This is a genomic window from Phenylobacterium sp. (genome assembly GCF_016124325.1).
Taxonomy (GTDB): domain Bacteria; phylum Pseudomonadota; class Alphaproteobacteria; order Caulobacterales; family Caulobacteraceae; genus Phenylobacterium.
The window spans coordinates 1-13,134 of sequence record NZ_WGNY01000017.1 but is presented as its reverse complement, the minus strand read 5'-3'; the positions used below and the strand labels follow the sequence as shown (position 1 = coordinate 13,134).

The 13,134-nt window shown below is 68.7% G+C and carries 9 protein-coding genes, 1 tRNA gene and 1 riboswitch; of the genes, 3 read left to right on the top strand and 7 right to left on the bottom strand.

Annotated elements, in window-relative coordinates:
- Nucleotides 1-2: 2 nt before the first annotated feature.
- The 6 genes from GC203_RS09385 to GC203_RS09360 form a co-directional block, all read right to left on the bottom strand.
- Nucleotides 3-890, bottom strand: coding sequence for an alpha/beta hydrolase (locus GC203_RS09385; RefSeq protein WP_293453620.1), 888 nt, complete (start codon nt 888-890; stop codon nt 3-5).
- 81 nt (nt 891-971) lie between these two features.
- Nucleotides 972-1,048, bottom strand: a tRNA-Val gene (locus tag GC203_RS09380).
- Nucleotides 1,049-1,072: 24 nt separating this feature from the next.
- On the bottom strand, nt 1,073-2,461 hold the full coding sequence (locus GC203_RS09375; RefSeq protein WP_293453618.1) for a peptide MFS transporter: 1,389 nt from the start codon (nt 2,459-2,461) through the stop codon (nt 1,073-1,075).
- A gap of 25 nt (nt 2,462-2,486) precedes the next feature.
- Nucleotides 2,487-3,068: a TMEM165/GDT1 family protein gene (locus GC203_RS09370; protein ID WP_293453616.1), complete on the bottom strand. Its 582-nt coding sequence runs from the start codon at nt 3,066-3,068 to the stop codon at nt 2,487-2,489.
- Nucleotides 3,069-3,148: 80 nt separating this feature from the next.
- A riboswitch (yybP-ykoY riboswitch) is annotated at nt 3,149-3,255 on the bottom strand.
- Nucleotides 3,256-3,337: 82 nt separating this feature from the next.
- Nucleotides 3,338-3,613: an HU family DNA-binding protein gene (locus GC203_RS09365; RefSeq protein WP_293453614.1), complete on the bottom strand. Its 276-nt coding sequence runs from the start codon at nt 3,611-3,613 to the stop codon at nt 3,338-3,340.
- A 211-nt stretch (nt 3,614-3,824) separates the two neighbouring features.
- Entirely contained in the window at nt 3,825-4,736 is a 912-nt protein-coding gene (locus GC203_RS09360) for a LysR family transcriptional regulator (protein WP_293453612.1), read from the bottom strand.
- 113 nt (nt 4,737-4,849) lie between these two features.
- On the opposite strand from GC203_RS09360, the gene GC203_RS09355 reads away from it, so the two are divergent.
- From GC203_RS09355 to GC203_RS09345, 3 genes are all read left to right on the top strand, one after another.
- The gene (locus tag GC203_RS09355) at nt 4,850-7,195 is read left to right on the top strand and encodes a TonB-dependent receptor (protein ID WP_293453610.1); all 2,346 of its coding nucleotides are present in this window, start codon (nt 4,850-4,852) and stop codon (nt 7,193-7,195) included.
- A gap of 100 nt (nt 7,196-7,295) precedes the next feature.
- Nucleotides 7,296-9,263: a DUF3604 domain-containing protein gene (locus GC203_RS09350; RefSeq protein WP_293453609.1), complete on the top strand. Its 1,968-nt coding sequence runs from the start codon at nt 7,296-7,298 to the stop codon at nt 9,261-9,263.
- Nucleotides 9,264-9,297: 34 nt separating this feature from the next.
- Entirely contained in the window at nt 9,298-11,250 is a 1,953-nt protein-coding gene (locus tag GC203_RS09345; protein ID WP_293453608.1) for a DUF3604 domain-containing protein, read from the top strand.
- Nucleotides 11,251-11,315: 65 nt separating this feature from the next.
- On the opposite strand, the gene lon is transcribed toward GC203_RS09345, so the two are convergent.
- The coding region (lon, locus tag GC203_RS09340; RefSeq protein ID WP_293453606.1) for an endopeptidase La at nt 11,316-13,134 on the bottom strand (1,819 nt) is incomplete at its 5' end.

Sequence of the window (13,134 nt, the reverse complement as noted above, 5' to 3'; positions counted from 1 at the left end):
GCTCAGCGGATCCGGTCGAACTCGGCGGCCAGCGCGCCGACGACCACCCGCCACGCCGCCGTCGTGGGGATCACCACGTCGAAGTGGCTGGCGCCGGGGATCGCGACGGCCTCGCCCGCGTCGCCAGCGGCGGTGAGGCGCTCGACGTACTTGCGGCCGGTGTAGGGCGGCATCACGTGGTCGAACTCGCCCGAGATCATCACGGCGCGCGTTCCGGTGGGCAGCAACGCGGCCGGAGAGGTGTCGGCGTACGGCCGGGGCCGATCGGCCGCGCCGATGATCCTGGGAATCACGTCGGGGCCGCAGGCGCCGCCGAAGATCTCGCCCTGCCCTTCCAGGTCGCCGATGCCGCCCAGGCTGACGACCGCCCGGATCGCAACCGGGTCGGCGCGCCAGAGCGGGCTGGCGTGCGGAATCCTCGGTCGGGCGGCGGCCCAGAGCGCCAGATGCCCGCCGGCCGAGTGGCCCAGGGCCACGACCCGATGGAGATCGAGATGGTATCGCGGGGCCTCGGCGCGCAGGCGGTCCACCGCTTCTGCGACGTCCAGGAAGGTGCCGGGATAGCCCGCGCCCGCCTCGCCCAGCTTGCGGTAGTCGACGTTCCAGACGGCGTAGCCACGCCGCGCCAGGTCGGCGGCCACGCCGCTGGTCTGGGCGAGACCCTGGTATTCGGCGAGGTAGCAGCCGCCGTGCAGCAGAACGACGACGGGATGCGGCCCCTTGCCTTTCGGCAGGAAGAGGTCGGCCACCTGCGCCGGAGCCGGGCCATAGGCGATGCGGACATCGGCGCGGACCTGCGGCTGATTCATGTAATCCTGGACGGTCGCGGGCTCGGCGTGGGCGGCGCTTGCCGAGGCGGCCCCGAGGATCGCAGCGACCCAACGTTTCATGGCGGCTCCCCAATCACGACCAGATCCGCTTCCGCGCGGAAGTCGGCTTGCCGAGCCGAAGCGCCCATCGGGCGCGAAGGCTGGTGGGCGGCGAGGGATTCGAACCCCCGACCCCCTCGGTGTAAACGAGGTGCTCTAACCAGCTGAGCTAGCCGCCCTTCCGCGCCGCTTCTAAACCAGCCCTAGGCCGCCGCAAGCGCCGCCTGCGGCTCCGGCGCCAGCACGCGCCGGAAGAACGGCGCGATCACCAGGAACACGACGCCTGCTCCGCCGACGAGCGCGGCGTGCATGAGCCAGAAGTCGGCGGCGGGCATCTTCTCCAGCAGCGAGCCCAGCCAGCCGGTGAAGGCGTTCCCGATGAACAGGTGCAGATAGTAGATGCCGATCACCGCGCCCGAGATCGCCTGCGGCGCGGCGCGGGCGAAGAGCGCCAGGCCCACCGGCAGCACGTTGGCGAAGCCGATGTCGTTCAGCAGGTGGAACAGCAGCAGCCAGAAGAACGGCACCTTGGCGCCAGCGGGCGTGAGGATGGTCCCGAGGCCCAGGCAGGCCACGCCGGCCGCGCCGAACGCGCAGCCGATGATGATCTTGCCGAACTCGTCAGGCTCCTTGAACCGCTTGGCCCACAGACGCCAGAAGATGACCATGCCGGCCAGGCACGACACCGAGACGATGGAGTCGACCGAGATCAGCCACTCGGTGAGCATCGGCTTGCCGAACAGGTGCAGGTCGACGCTCTGCTGGGCCCAGACCTGGTAGACGATGAAGATCTGCTGGTTGCCCACGATCGAGGCGGCCATCACCGGCACCAGCGCGAACAGCATGGCCACGCGGATCCAATCCGATCGGGTCATCGCCGGCCGCTCGACATGCATCTCGGCGCGCTTGCGCAGCGGCGGGTCGGACGGGAAGCCCTTGCGGCCCGCCATGTAGATGACGATCGAGATCAGCATGCCGACGCCGGCGGCGCCGAAACCCCAGTGCCAGGCGACGTTCTCCGCCAGGGTTCCGGTGACCAGCGGCGCGGCGATGACGCCCGCGTTGATGCCGAGGTAGAAGACCTGGAAGGCGTCGGCGCGCCGGTTGTCGCCTTCCTTGTAGAGCGACCCGACCTGGCTCGCGATATTGCCCTTGAAGCACCCCGAGCCCAGCATCAGGCAGATGAGCGCCAGGAAGAACGGCTGCTCGAACGCCATCAGGAAGTGGCCCGCCGCCATGAGCAGCGCGCCCATGATGATGGTCGGCGTGCGACCGAGCACCCAGTCGGCCAGCAGGCCGCCCAGCAGCGGCGTGAGATAGACCAGCGCGCCGTAGGTCCCCCCGATGAGCGCGGCCAGCGCCTGGGGACTGAGGGTGTGCCCCGGATCGAACAGGTCGCGGACGAACGGGAAGCCGACCACGTTGTCCACGTGCCCCGGCAGCAGGAGCTGGCGGGTCATGTAGAGCACCAGCAGGGTGTTCATGCCGTAGTAGGAGAAGCGCTCCCACGCCTCGGTGAAGGCGAGGTACCCCAGCGCCTTCGGATGACCAAAGAAGGCCGTGTCGCCTTTGTCGGCGATTTTGGTCGTCATAAGATTCTCCAAACCCCGGCGGACCTTAGAAGGAAAAACCCGTCCGAAGGAAGGCGGAGACCAGAATCCATGCCCCCAGCGCGGCGAAGAGGGCCGCCGCCACCGCGCGCACGATCCGCAGGGGAACGACCCGCGTGGCGGCCTCGCCGAGCAGCACGGCGGGCGCATTGGCCGCCATCATCCCGAGCGTGGTGCCGGCCGCCACCAGGGCCACGTTCTGGAAGCGCGCGCCGAGCAGCGTGGTGGCGATCTGGGTCTTGTCGCCGATCTCCACCAGGAAGAACGCCACCAGGGTGGTGAGGAAGACACCGCCCGCCGTCCGCGCGCCCGCGTCCTCGTCGTCCTTGTCCGGCACGAGGGCCCAGAGCGCCATGGCGATGAACCCCACGCCGACGAGGATCTGGAAGGCCGAACCGCTGAGGAAGCGCGCCACCACCACCCCGAGCGCGGCGGCCAGGGCGTGGTTGAGCATGGTCGCGCAGAGTATCCCCAGCAGGATCGGGACCGGCCGGCGGAACCGGGCCGCCAGAATGATCGCGAGGAGCTGGGTCTTGTCGCCGATCTCGGCGACGGCCACGAGCGCGGCCGAGATAAGGAAGGCTTCCAACTGTGGACTCCGGCGGGACGCGGCGGTTGAGACGCAACGACGAGGCCCCCGCCGCGCCCGCAGGCATCGGAGGCCGCATCGTCGGTCTCGCCAATCCGGACCAGAGGTCCGCCGCCGGCGCCATGCCCGAGGGCAAGTCTGTTGACGCAGGCTCCGCGAAAGTGCGGACGGCTACTCCCCGAGGAGACCGCCTCCCTAGCGGACGTTGGCGCAAATGAAAAGGGCGGCCGCCAAAGGCCGCCCCCCGGCGCCTGGACGCCCTGGTCGATCTAGCTGTTGAGCTCGCTCTTCAGCGCATCGCCCACGCGGAACCGGCAGGTCTGCGTGGCGGGTCGCTTGACCTTCTCGCCGGTCCGCGGATTGCGGGCCATGCCCGCAGCGCGTTTGACCGGCACGAAGCTGCCAAAGCCCACGAGGCGGACCTCGTCTCCGGCCTTCAGCGATGTCGACACCGAAGAGATGAAGGCGTCCAGCGCCTCCTTGGCTTTCGCCTTATTGAGGCCCGCCTTGTCGGCGATAGCCGAGACGAGTTCGGCTTTCGTCATTTACGTTTTCTCCCAGCCCAATTCTCTTTTGGCGCGGCGGGTCTTGGGCTGCGCCCGCCTGCGCCTTGCGCGGATTAAGGCCTGACGCGGCGGGGCCGTCAAACGGCTGCGATGCGGCTTTGCGTCTGTATTGCGAGAATTTTCCGGAATTTGACCATCCGGTCGGCGCCGAAGCGGCCGGCGCGCGAAAGCGCGGGCGCCCTACCCCGCCTCACCGCCTGCCCAGGCCGCCCAGGTCGACACCGATGCGACACGCGATCGCGACCGCCTCGCGCACGATCGGCGAATAGCTCACCGCGCGGCGCGTCACGGCGAGCTGCTGCAGGGTCATCCGCCATCCCAGCTTCACGGGCACGAGCTGGCCCTCCTCCAGTTCGCGCCAGACCGTATGGCGGGCCGTGAACAGGGTGATGAGCCCCCGCTTGGCCAGCAGCTTCAATGTCCGCTCGTCGTTGCACTCGATCCGGTTCTCCTGATGCGTCTCCACGGCGGGGGTCAGGACCGAGCCCTGGGCCGTGAGCATGGAGTCCGGCGAGGCGCCGCCGGTCGGATAGGTCAGGAACAGGTCGAGCGGCACCTCCTCCAGGGCCGCCAGCGGATGGTCCGGGCTGGCGACCACCAGCGCCGGCTCGCGCAGCACCTCGGTGACCACGAAGTCGGGACCGAGCAGCTCCTCCGCGCGCGCGTGGATCACAATGTCGTAGCGGCTGGTCTTGATGTCCTCGATGAGGCGGTCGCGCCGGTCCACGTCGATCGAGATCTTCAGCTCCGGCCACCGCCGCGCGAGGGCTTCGGCGTAGCGCGGCAGGAACTCGGCGTGCAGCACCGGCCCGAGCCCCACCCTGATTCGCCCGATGCGGCCCGTCGACGTGAGCTCGACCAGCTGCTGGAGCTGCTCGGCCTCCGAGATGATCCGCTCGGCGCGTTCCACCACCAGCTCTCCGGTCGGGGTGGCCCGCGCGCCTGCCCCGGAGCGATCGAAGAGCCGCAGGCCCAGTTCGTCCTCAAGCCGGGCGATGCTCTTGGACATGGCCGGCTGGGAGATGCCGAGCTCGTCGGCCGCGCGGGCGAAACTGCCGTGGCGCTGGATCGCGAGGATCTGGCGGATCTGTCGGATGTCCATGTCCGACCCATAACCTGGGGTTATGGGTGCGGCAAATCTCTTTCAATTCAGAACATGAGCGACCAGCGCTATAGCGGGCGCCTACCAATAAGAACCAAGATATTGGGGGGATAATGAACAATCGTCGCGCCTGGCTCCTCGCCGCCTCCGCCGTCCTGACCGGGACCGCGTCCGCCGCCGCCGCCCAGACCACCACCACGCAACCTGCCGCCTCCGCCGTCGAAGAGGTGATCGTCACCGCGCAGAAGCGGGCCGAGAACATCCAGGATGTGCCGCTGTCGATCATGGCGGTCTCGCAGAAGGCCATGGAGGCCCGAGGCGTCGTCGACGCGCGCGGCCTGGAGAAGGTGGTGCCCAACCTGCGCCTCGACTCGATCGCCCAGTTCGCGGGCGTGTCGATCCGCATCCGCGGCTTCGGCGCCAGCTCCAACGCCGCCATCGACCCGAGCGTCGCGCCCTACATCGACGGCGTGTTCATCCCGCGCCCCGGCGCGATCCTGACGACGTTCCTCGACGTCGAGAGCGCCGAAGTGCTGCGCGGCCCGCAGGGCACGCTCTTCGGCCGGAACGCCACGGTCGGCGCCCTGTCGCTGCGCACGGCCACGCCGCGCGACACCTTCGGCACCAAGGCCGCCATCGAGCTCGGCTCGTACGGCACGCACAAGGCCGAGGGCATGATCAACGCGCCGGTGAACGATCGCCTGGCGATCCGCGTCGCGGCCCTGGCCAACAAGACCGATGGCTACGCCAAGAACCTCCTGGACGGAAAGACCTACGGGGCGAACGAAACCATCGCCGGGCGGCTGTCGGCCAAGTTCCAGGCCACCGAGAACGTCACCTGGATCGGCCGGGTCGACTACGCCCGGACGGACGGCGACGGCTATGCGCTGAACCAGGTCGACGTCTCGACCCTGACGCCGACGCAGATCGCCAACTTCGCGGCGCGGACGGGCACCCCGGCGGCGGCGCTCGTCTATCCGCCGACCCACGACTTCGCCAGCGCCATCACCAACCTGAACCTCAAGGATCGCCAGTACGGCGTGTCGAGCGACCTCAGCATCGAGCTGGGCGGCGACTACACGGTGCGGATGATCAACGCCTACCGCAACTGGCGGAACAACCAGAGCGACGGCGACGTCGTGTTCACGCCGCTGGACCTCATCAGCCGCGACAGCACCTTCGACAGCAAGAGCCAGAGCCACGAGCTGCAGTTCATCTCGCCGAAGGGCGCCCTGCTCGGCGGCAAGCTCGATTTCGTCGCGGGCCTCTACTTCTTCGAGGAAGACTACAAGATCTCGGAAGGGTTCAACCTCGGCAGCCAGTACTGCAGCAACGTCATCGCGGTGGCCGCGCCGGCGCGGCTGGCCGCCTGCAACGCGGGGCCCTTCATCGGCGCGGCCAACGGCCTCTTCCAGCAGAACGCCAAGAGCTACGCGGCCTACGCCCAGGCGACCTACGCCATCACGTCGACCCTCGACCTGATCCTCGGCGCGCGCGAGACCAAGGACAAGAAGCACGGCTCGTTCGTCGAGACGGTGGCCAACTCCGCCGCCGCCCTGCTCCGCGGACCGGAAAACACCAACCTCAAGTTCGACGACAGCCAGCCGTCCTGGCGCGCCAACCTGAGCTGGCACGTCACGCCCGACATCATGACGTTCGTGACCTATTCGACCGGCTACAAGTCCGGCGGACTGAACTCGGCGGGCGGCGCGGCGCCCCTCGGCCAGAAGCGCCTGTTCAACTCCGAGAAGTCGAAGGACTGGGAACTGGGGATGAAGTCGGTCCTGTTCGACCGCCGGCTGCTCCTCAACGTCACGGCCTACCGGACCGACCTCGACGACTTCCAGGAGCGCTCGTTCGACGGCGTGAGCTTCCTGATCCGCAACGCCGGCTCGATCCGCGCCAAGGGCGTGGAGATCGAGGGCCAGGCGAGGCCCATCGAGGGCGTCTCCATCGATTTCGGGCTCGCCTATCTCGACTCGGTCTTCACCTCGAACAAGTCGGCCCCGGGCCTGCCGGCCTGCAACGGCTCGGCGACGTCGTGCCCGACGCTGCAGGACCTCACGGGGCGGCGTCCGACCTATTCGCCGAAGTGGCAGGGCAACATCGGCGCCGAGTACACCACGCCGGCCTTCGCCGACGGCTACACCCTGAGCGTGCGCGGCGACATGGCCTACACCGGGAGCATGTACACGACCAACGACCTGAGCGAACAGGGCGTGGACGACTCCTTCACGCTCTACAGCGGCCGCATCACCCTGACCGGGCCCGACAAGTCCTGGACCATGGCGCTCTTCGGCGACAACCTGACCAACGAGCACTACTTCCGGGGCGCGAAGTTCGTGCAGACCCTGGACTCGATCTTCGGGGTTCGCATTCCGGCCACCGGCGGCACCCTCTATCGCGGCTACGTCGGGGCGCCGCGCACCTGGGGCATTCGGGTGACCAAGACCTACTAGCGACTTGCACGGGGCCGGCTTCGCCCGGCCCCGGACCATCCTCGCGGCCGCGATGGGCAAAGGCGGCCGCGCAGGCGTAGAAAGGCAGGGGGAGAGACAGATGACGGGATCACGGCCCCGGGGCGCCATGGCCGCAAGCACGGCCCTCGCCCTTTTGATCGGCGCGGGCGTCGCCTATGGCGCGACGCGAGTGGCCGGCAGCGAACCCGCGCCAGCCGCCAAGGCCGCCGGCACGGCCGCCAAGCCCGCCGCGGCGAGCGCCGCCGCGACGCCTCAGCATCTGCCGGGCTACAATCCCGACCGCAACGCCTACTTCGGCGACCTGCACGTCCACACCTACCTGTCGAACGACGCCTACATCTTCAACGTCCGCCGCACGCCGGACGACGCCTACCGGTTCGCCAAGGGAGAGCCGATCGGCCATGCCGCCGGCTATCAGATCCGCCTGGCCGGCGGCCCGCTCGATTTCGTGGCGGTCACCGACCATTCCGAATACATGGGCGCGATCCGCGAGGCCGGAGACCCGAACACGCCGCTGTCGAAGCTGCCGTTCAGCCAGGGGTTGTTCAGCCCGGACCCGGCCAAGATCATGGAGGCGTTCCGCGCCTTCGTGCGAGGCCGCCAGGACGGCACCCTGCCGAAGGAATTCCAGAATCCGGCCATCATCTCCCGCGCCTGGTCCGAAGTGCAGCAGGCGGCGGCGCGCAACTATCAGCCGGGCAAGTTCACCACCCTGGTGGGCTATGAGTTCACCTCGGCCCCGGACGGCCGCAACCTGCACCGCAACGTCATCTTCCGCGGCGCCAACGTGCCCGGCGCGCCCTATTCGGCGACGGCGTCGGCCGATCCCGAGAACCTCTGGCGTGCGATGGACGCCTGGCGCGGCAGGGGCATCGAGGCGCTGGCGATCCCGCACAACTCGAACGGGTCGGACGGCCTGATGTTCGACACCACCCGGATGAACGGCGAGCCCATCGACCGGGCCTACGCCGAACTGCGCGCCCGCAACGAGCCCCTCGTCGAACTCACCCAGATCAAGGGCACGTCCGAGACGCACCCGTCGCTCTCGCCCAACGACGAGTGGGCGAATTTCGAGATCATGGAAACCTACATCGGCCACGCCAAGGCCGTGACGAAGTTCCAGGGCAGCTACGTCCGCCGCGCGCTGGAGGACGGCCTCCTCTATCGCGAGAAGGTGGGCGCGAACCCGTTCAAGCTGGGCTTCATCGGCTCGTCCGACACCCACAACGCCGCCCCCGGCAGCGTCGAGGAGCCCAACTACTTCAGCAAGGTGGGCCGCGCCGACGGCACGCCCGAACTGCGCGGGTCGATCCCGGCCGGCGGCACCAAGACGTGGGACGCGGCCTCGCTGGAGGTCGGCAAGGCCGGCTCGACCGCGCCCCTCGCCACCTGGGGCGCCTCGGGCCTGGCGGGCGTGTGGGCCGAGGAGAACGACCGCGAGTCGATCTTCGCGGCGCTGCGCCGACGCGAGACCTTCGCCACCTCCGGCCCGCGCATCCGCGTGCGCTTCTTCGGCGGCTACGACTTCCCGGCGGACCTGCTGACCCGGTCCGACACCGTGCGCCAGGCCTATGCTCACGGGGTGCCGATGGGCGGCGACCTCGCCGCCGCCAAGGGGCGTGCGCCCAAGTTCCTGGTCTGGGCCGTCCGCGACCCGAAGGCCGGCTACCTGCAACGGGCCCAGATCGTGAAGGGCTGGATCGAGAACGGCGTGGCCAAGGAAAAGGTGTTCGACGTCGCCTGCTCGGACGGAATGAAGGTCGATCCGAAGACCGCCCGCTGCCCCGACAACGGCGCGTCGGTGAACCTGAAGACCTGCGAACCCGACCGCTTCAAGGGCGACGTGGAGCTGCGGACGGTGTGGACCGATCCGGGCTTCGACCCCAAGCAGCGCGCCTTCTACTATGTCCGCGTGCTGGAGAACCCGTCCTGTCGCTGGTCGACCTGGGACGCCCTGCGCAACGGCACGCCGCCCAACCCGACGCTCGCCCCCACCATCATGGAGCGGGCCTGGTCCTCGCCCATCTGGTTCGAACCCACCGCCTGAGACGGCCGCGAAAACACATAAGGGAGAACACGCCATGAGCCGGACGCTGAAGCAGACTCTGCGCTACGCCGTTCCCGCCGCCGCCGTCGGCGCCATCGTCGCCGGGACCGCGATCGGCGCGCAACTCACGCCCAAGCCGAAACCCGCGCCGGCCGCCAAGGCCGCCGCCTCCGCGGCCACGCCCGCCGCGGCAAGCGCCCCGGCGTCATCCCAGCACCTGCCGGGCTACAATCCGGACCGCAACGCCTACTTCGGCGACCTGCACGTCCACACCCAGCTCTCGTTCGACGCCTACATCTTCAACGTCCGCCGCACGCCGGACGACGCCTACCGCTTCGCCAAGGGCGAGCCGATCGGCCATGCCAGCGGCTACCAGATCCGGCTGGCCGGCGGCCCGCTCGACTTCGTCGCCGTCACCGACCACTCCGAATACATGGGCGCGATCCGCGAAGCGGCCGACCCCAACAGCCCGCTGTCGAAGCTGGACTTCGCCAAGGGGCTGTTCAGCCCCGATCCCGCGGTCATCCAGAAGGCGTTCGCGACCATCGTCGACGCGTTCGAACACGGCACCACGCCGCCGGAGTTCAGCGACCCGGCCGTCCGCGCCCGCGCCTGGACCGAGGTCCAGCAGGCGGCGGCGAACAACTACCAGCCGGGCAAGTTCACCACCTTCGTCGGCTATGAGTACACCTCGGCCCCCGACGGCCGGAACCTGCACCGCAACGTGATCTTCCGCGGCTCGAACGTCGCCGAGCTTCCCTACAACGCCACGATCTCGAACGATCCCGAGAACCTGTGGCATGCGATGGACGCCTGGCGCGGCAAGGGCATCGAGACCCTGGCCATCCCGCACAATTCCAACGGGTCGGACGGGCTGATGTTCGACACCACCCGGATGAACGGCCAGCCCATCGACCGGGCCTACGCCGAACTGCGCGCCCGCAACGAGCCCCTCGTCGAACTCACCCAGATCAAGGGCACGTCCGAGACGCATCCGTCCCTCTCGCCCAACGACGAGTGGGCGAACTTCGAGATCATGGAGAGCTACATCGGCCGCGCGAAGCCGATCACCAAGTTCCGCGGCGGCTATGTGCGCCAGGCGCTCGAGGACGGCATCCTCTATCGCGACAAGCTGGGCGTGAACCCGTTCAAGCTGGGCTTCATCGGCTCGTCCGACACCCACAACGCCGCCCCCGGCAGCGTCGAGGAGCCCAACTACTTCGGCAAGGTCGGGCGGCGTGACGGCCTGCCCGAGCAGCGCGGGTCGATCCCGGCCGGCGGCGCCAAGACCTGGGACGGCGCCGATACGCACGCCGGCGGCCGCTTCCAGGAATGGGGCGCCTCGGGCCTGGCAGGCGTCTGGGCCGAGGAGAACGACCGCGAGTCGATCTTCGCGGCGCTGCGCCGGCGCGAGACCTTCGCCACCTCCGGCCCGCGCATCCGCGTGCGCTTCTTCGGCGGCTACGACTTCCCGTCCGACCTGCTGACCCGGCCCGACACCGTGCGCCAGGCCTATGCTCACGGCGTGCCGATGGGCGGTGATCTGGCGGCCGACGGCCGCGCGCCCAAGTTCTTCGTCTGGGCCGTGCGCGACCCCAAGGCCGGCTACCTGCAGCGGGCCCAGATCGTGAAGGGCTGGATCGAGAACGGCGTGGCCAAGGAGAAGGTGTTCGACGTGGCCTGCTCCGACGGGCTGAAGGTCGATCCCAAGACCGCCCGCTGCCCCGACAACGGCGCGTCGGTGAACCTCCAGACCTGCGAACCCGACCGCTTCAAGGGCGATGTGGAGCTGCGCACCGTCTGGACCGATCCGCAGTTCAATCCCAAGCAGCGGGCCTTCTACTACGTGCGCGTGCTGGAGAACCCGTCGTGCCGCTGGTCGACGCTCGACGCCCTGCGCAACGGCACGCCGCCGAACCCGACCATGCCGAAGACCATCATGGAGCGGGCCTGGTCCTCGCCCATCTGGTTCGAACCCAAGGCCTGATACGCAACCGGCCGGCCCCTCTCGGGGCCGGCCGGCGCATTGGCTCGAACTAGAAGTCGCCCGGATTAGTGGGTGACCATCGCGTCCGACGGGTCGGTGTCGTCGGCCGCCACGGCGACCGGCTCGACCTCGGTCCATTCGATCGGCTCGGGCTGGCGGGTCAGCGCCTTGGCCAGCACCTCGTCCATGGTGTTCACGGGAATGATCTCGAGCGCCGACTTCACGTTGTCGGGAATGTCGGCGAGGTCCTTCTCGTTCTCCTCGGGGATCAGCACCGTCTTCACGCCGGAACGCAGCGCCGCCAGCAGCTTCTCCTTCAGGCCGCCGATGGCGGTGACCCGGCCCCGCAGCGTGACCTCGCCGGTCATGGCGATGTCGGCCCGGATCGGGATGCCGGTCAGCACGGAGACGATGGCCGTGGCCATGGCCGCGCCGGCCGACGGGCCGTCCTTGGGCGTCGCCCCGTCCGGCACGTGGATGTGCACGTCGGTGCGCTCGAAGATCGGCGGCTCGATGCCGAACTTGGTCGCGCGGCTGCGGACATAGCTGTTCGCCGCCGAGATCGACTCCTTCATCACGTCCTTCAGGTTGCCCGTGATGGACATGCGGCCCTTGCCCGGCATCTTGACGGCCTCGATCGTCAGGATGTCGCCGCCGAACTCGGTCCAGGCCAGGCCCGTGACGATGCCGACCTGATCCTCCTCGTCCATCTCGCCGTAGCGGAACTTCCTGACGCCCGCGTACTTGGCCAGCCGCTCATCGTCGATGGTGATCGACGTGAGCTTCTCGCGGCCCAGGTCCCGCACCGTCTTGCGCGCCAGGTTGCCCAGCTCGCGCTCCAGGCTCCGGACCCCGGCTTCCCGCGTGTAGTAGCGGATCAGGCCGCGGATCGCCTCGTCCGGGACGATGAACTCCTCGGGCTTCAGGCCGTGGTCCTTGGTCAGCTTCGGCAGCACGTGCCGCTTGGCGATCTCGACCTTCTCGTCCTCGGTGTAGCCGGGGATGCGGATGATCTCCATGCGGTCCAGCAGGGGCTGGGGCATGTTGAGCGAGTTGGCCGTGGTGACGAACATCACCGGCGACAGGTCGTAATCCACCTCCAGATAGTGGTCGGCGAAGGTGGAATTCTGGGCCGGGTCGAGCACCTCGAGCAGCGCCGACGACGGGTCGCCCCGCCAGTCCGAGCCCATCTTGTCGATCTCGTCGAGCAGGAAGAAGGCGTTGGTGGTCTTGGCCTTCTTCATCGACTGGATGACCTTGCCGGGCATCGAGCCGATGTAGGTGCGCCGGTGGCCGCGGATCTCGGCCTCGTCGCGCACGCCGCCCAGCGACACGCGGACGAACTCGCGGCCCGTGGCCTTGGCGATCGAGCGGCCCAGCGAGGTCTTGCCGACGCCGGGCGGGCCAACGAGGCACAGGATCGGGCCCTTCAGGGTGCCCACGCGGCTCTGCACCGCCAGGTACTCCAGGATCCGCTCCTTCACCTTGTCGAGGCCGTAGTGGTCCTCGTCGAGGATCGCCTCGGCCTTGGCGAGGTCGATGGTCTTCTGCTTGGCCTTGCCCCACGGGATCGACAGCAGCCAGTCCAGATAGTTCCGGACGACGGTCGATTCCGCGCTCATCGGGCTCATGTTGCGCAGCTTCTTCAGCTCGGCCTCGGCCTTGGCGCGGGCTTCCCTGGAGAGCTTGGTCTTCTTGATCCGCTTTTCGAGCTCGATCAGCTCGTCGCGATGGTCGTCCTGTTCGCCCAGCTCGCGCTGGATCGCCTTCATCTGCTCGTTCAGATAGTACTCGCGCTGCGTCTTCTCCATCTGACGCTTCACGCGGTTGCGGATCTTCTTCTCGGTCTGCATGACCGAGATCTCGCCCTCCATCAGGGCGTAG

Coding starts and splice junctions, on each gene's coding strand:
- GC203_RS09345 (WP_293453608.1), top strand. CDS start 9,298: ATGAGCCGGACGCTGAAGCAGACTCTGCGCTACGCCGTTCCCGCCGCC.
- GC203_RS09385 (WP_293453620.1), bottom strand. CDS start 890: ATGAAACGTTGGGTCGCTGCGATCCTCGGGGCCGCCTCGGCAAGCGCC.
- GC203_RS09360 (WP_293453612.1), bottom strand. CDS start 4,736: ATGGACATCCGACAGATCCGCCAGATCCTCGCGATCCAGCGCCACGGC.
- GC203_RS09365 (WP_293453614.1), bottom strand. CDS start 3,613: ATGACGAAAGCCGAACTCGTCTCGGCTATCGCCGACAAGGCGGGCCTC.
- GC203_RS09375 (WP_293453618.1), bottom strand. CDS start 2,461: ATGACGACCAAAATCGCCGACAAAGGCGACACGGCCTTCTTTGGTCAT.
- GC203_RS09355 (WP_293453610.1), top strand. CDS start 4,850: ATGAACAATCGTCGCGCCTGGCTCCTCGCCGCCTCCGCCGTCCTGACC.
- GC203_RS09350 (WP_293453609.1), top strand. CDS start 7,296: ATGACGGGATCACGGCCCCGGGGCGCCATGGCCGCAAGCACGGCCCTC.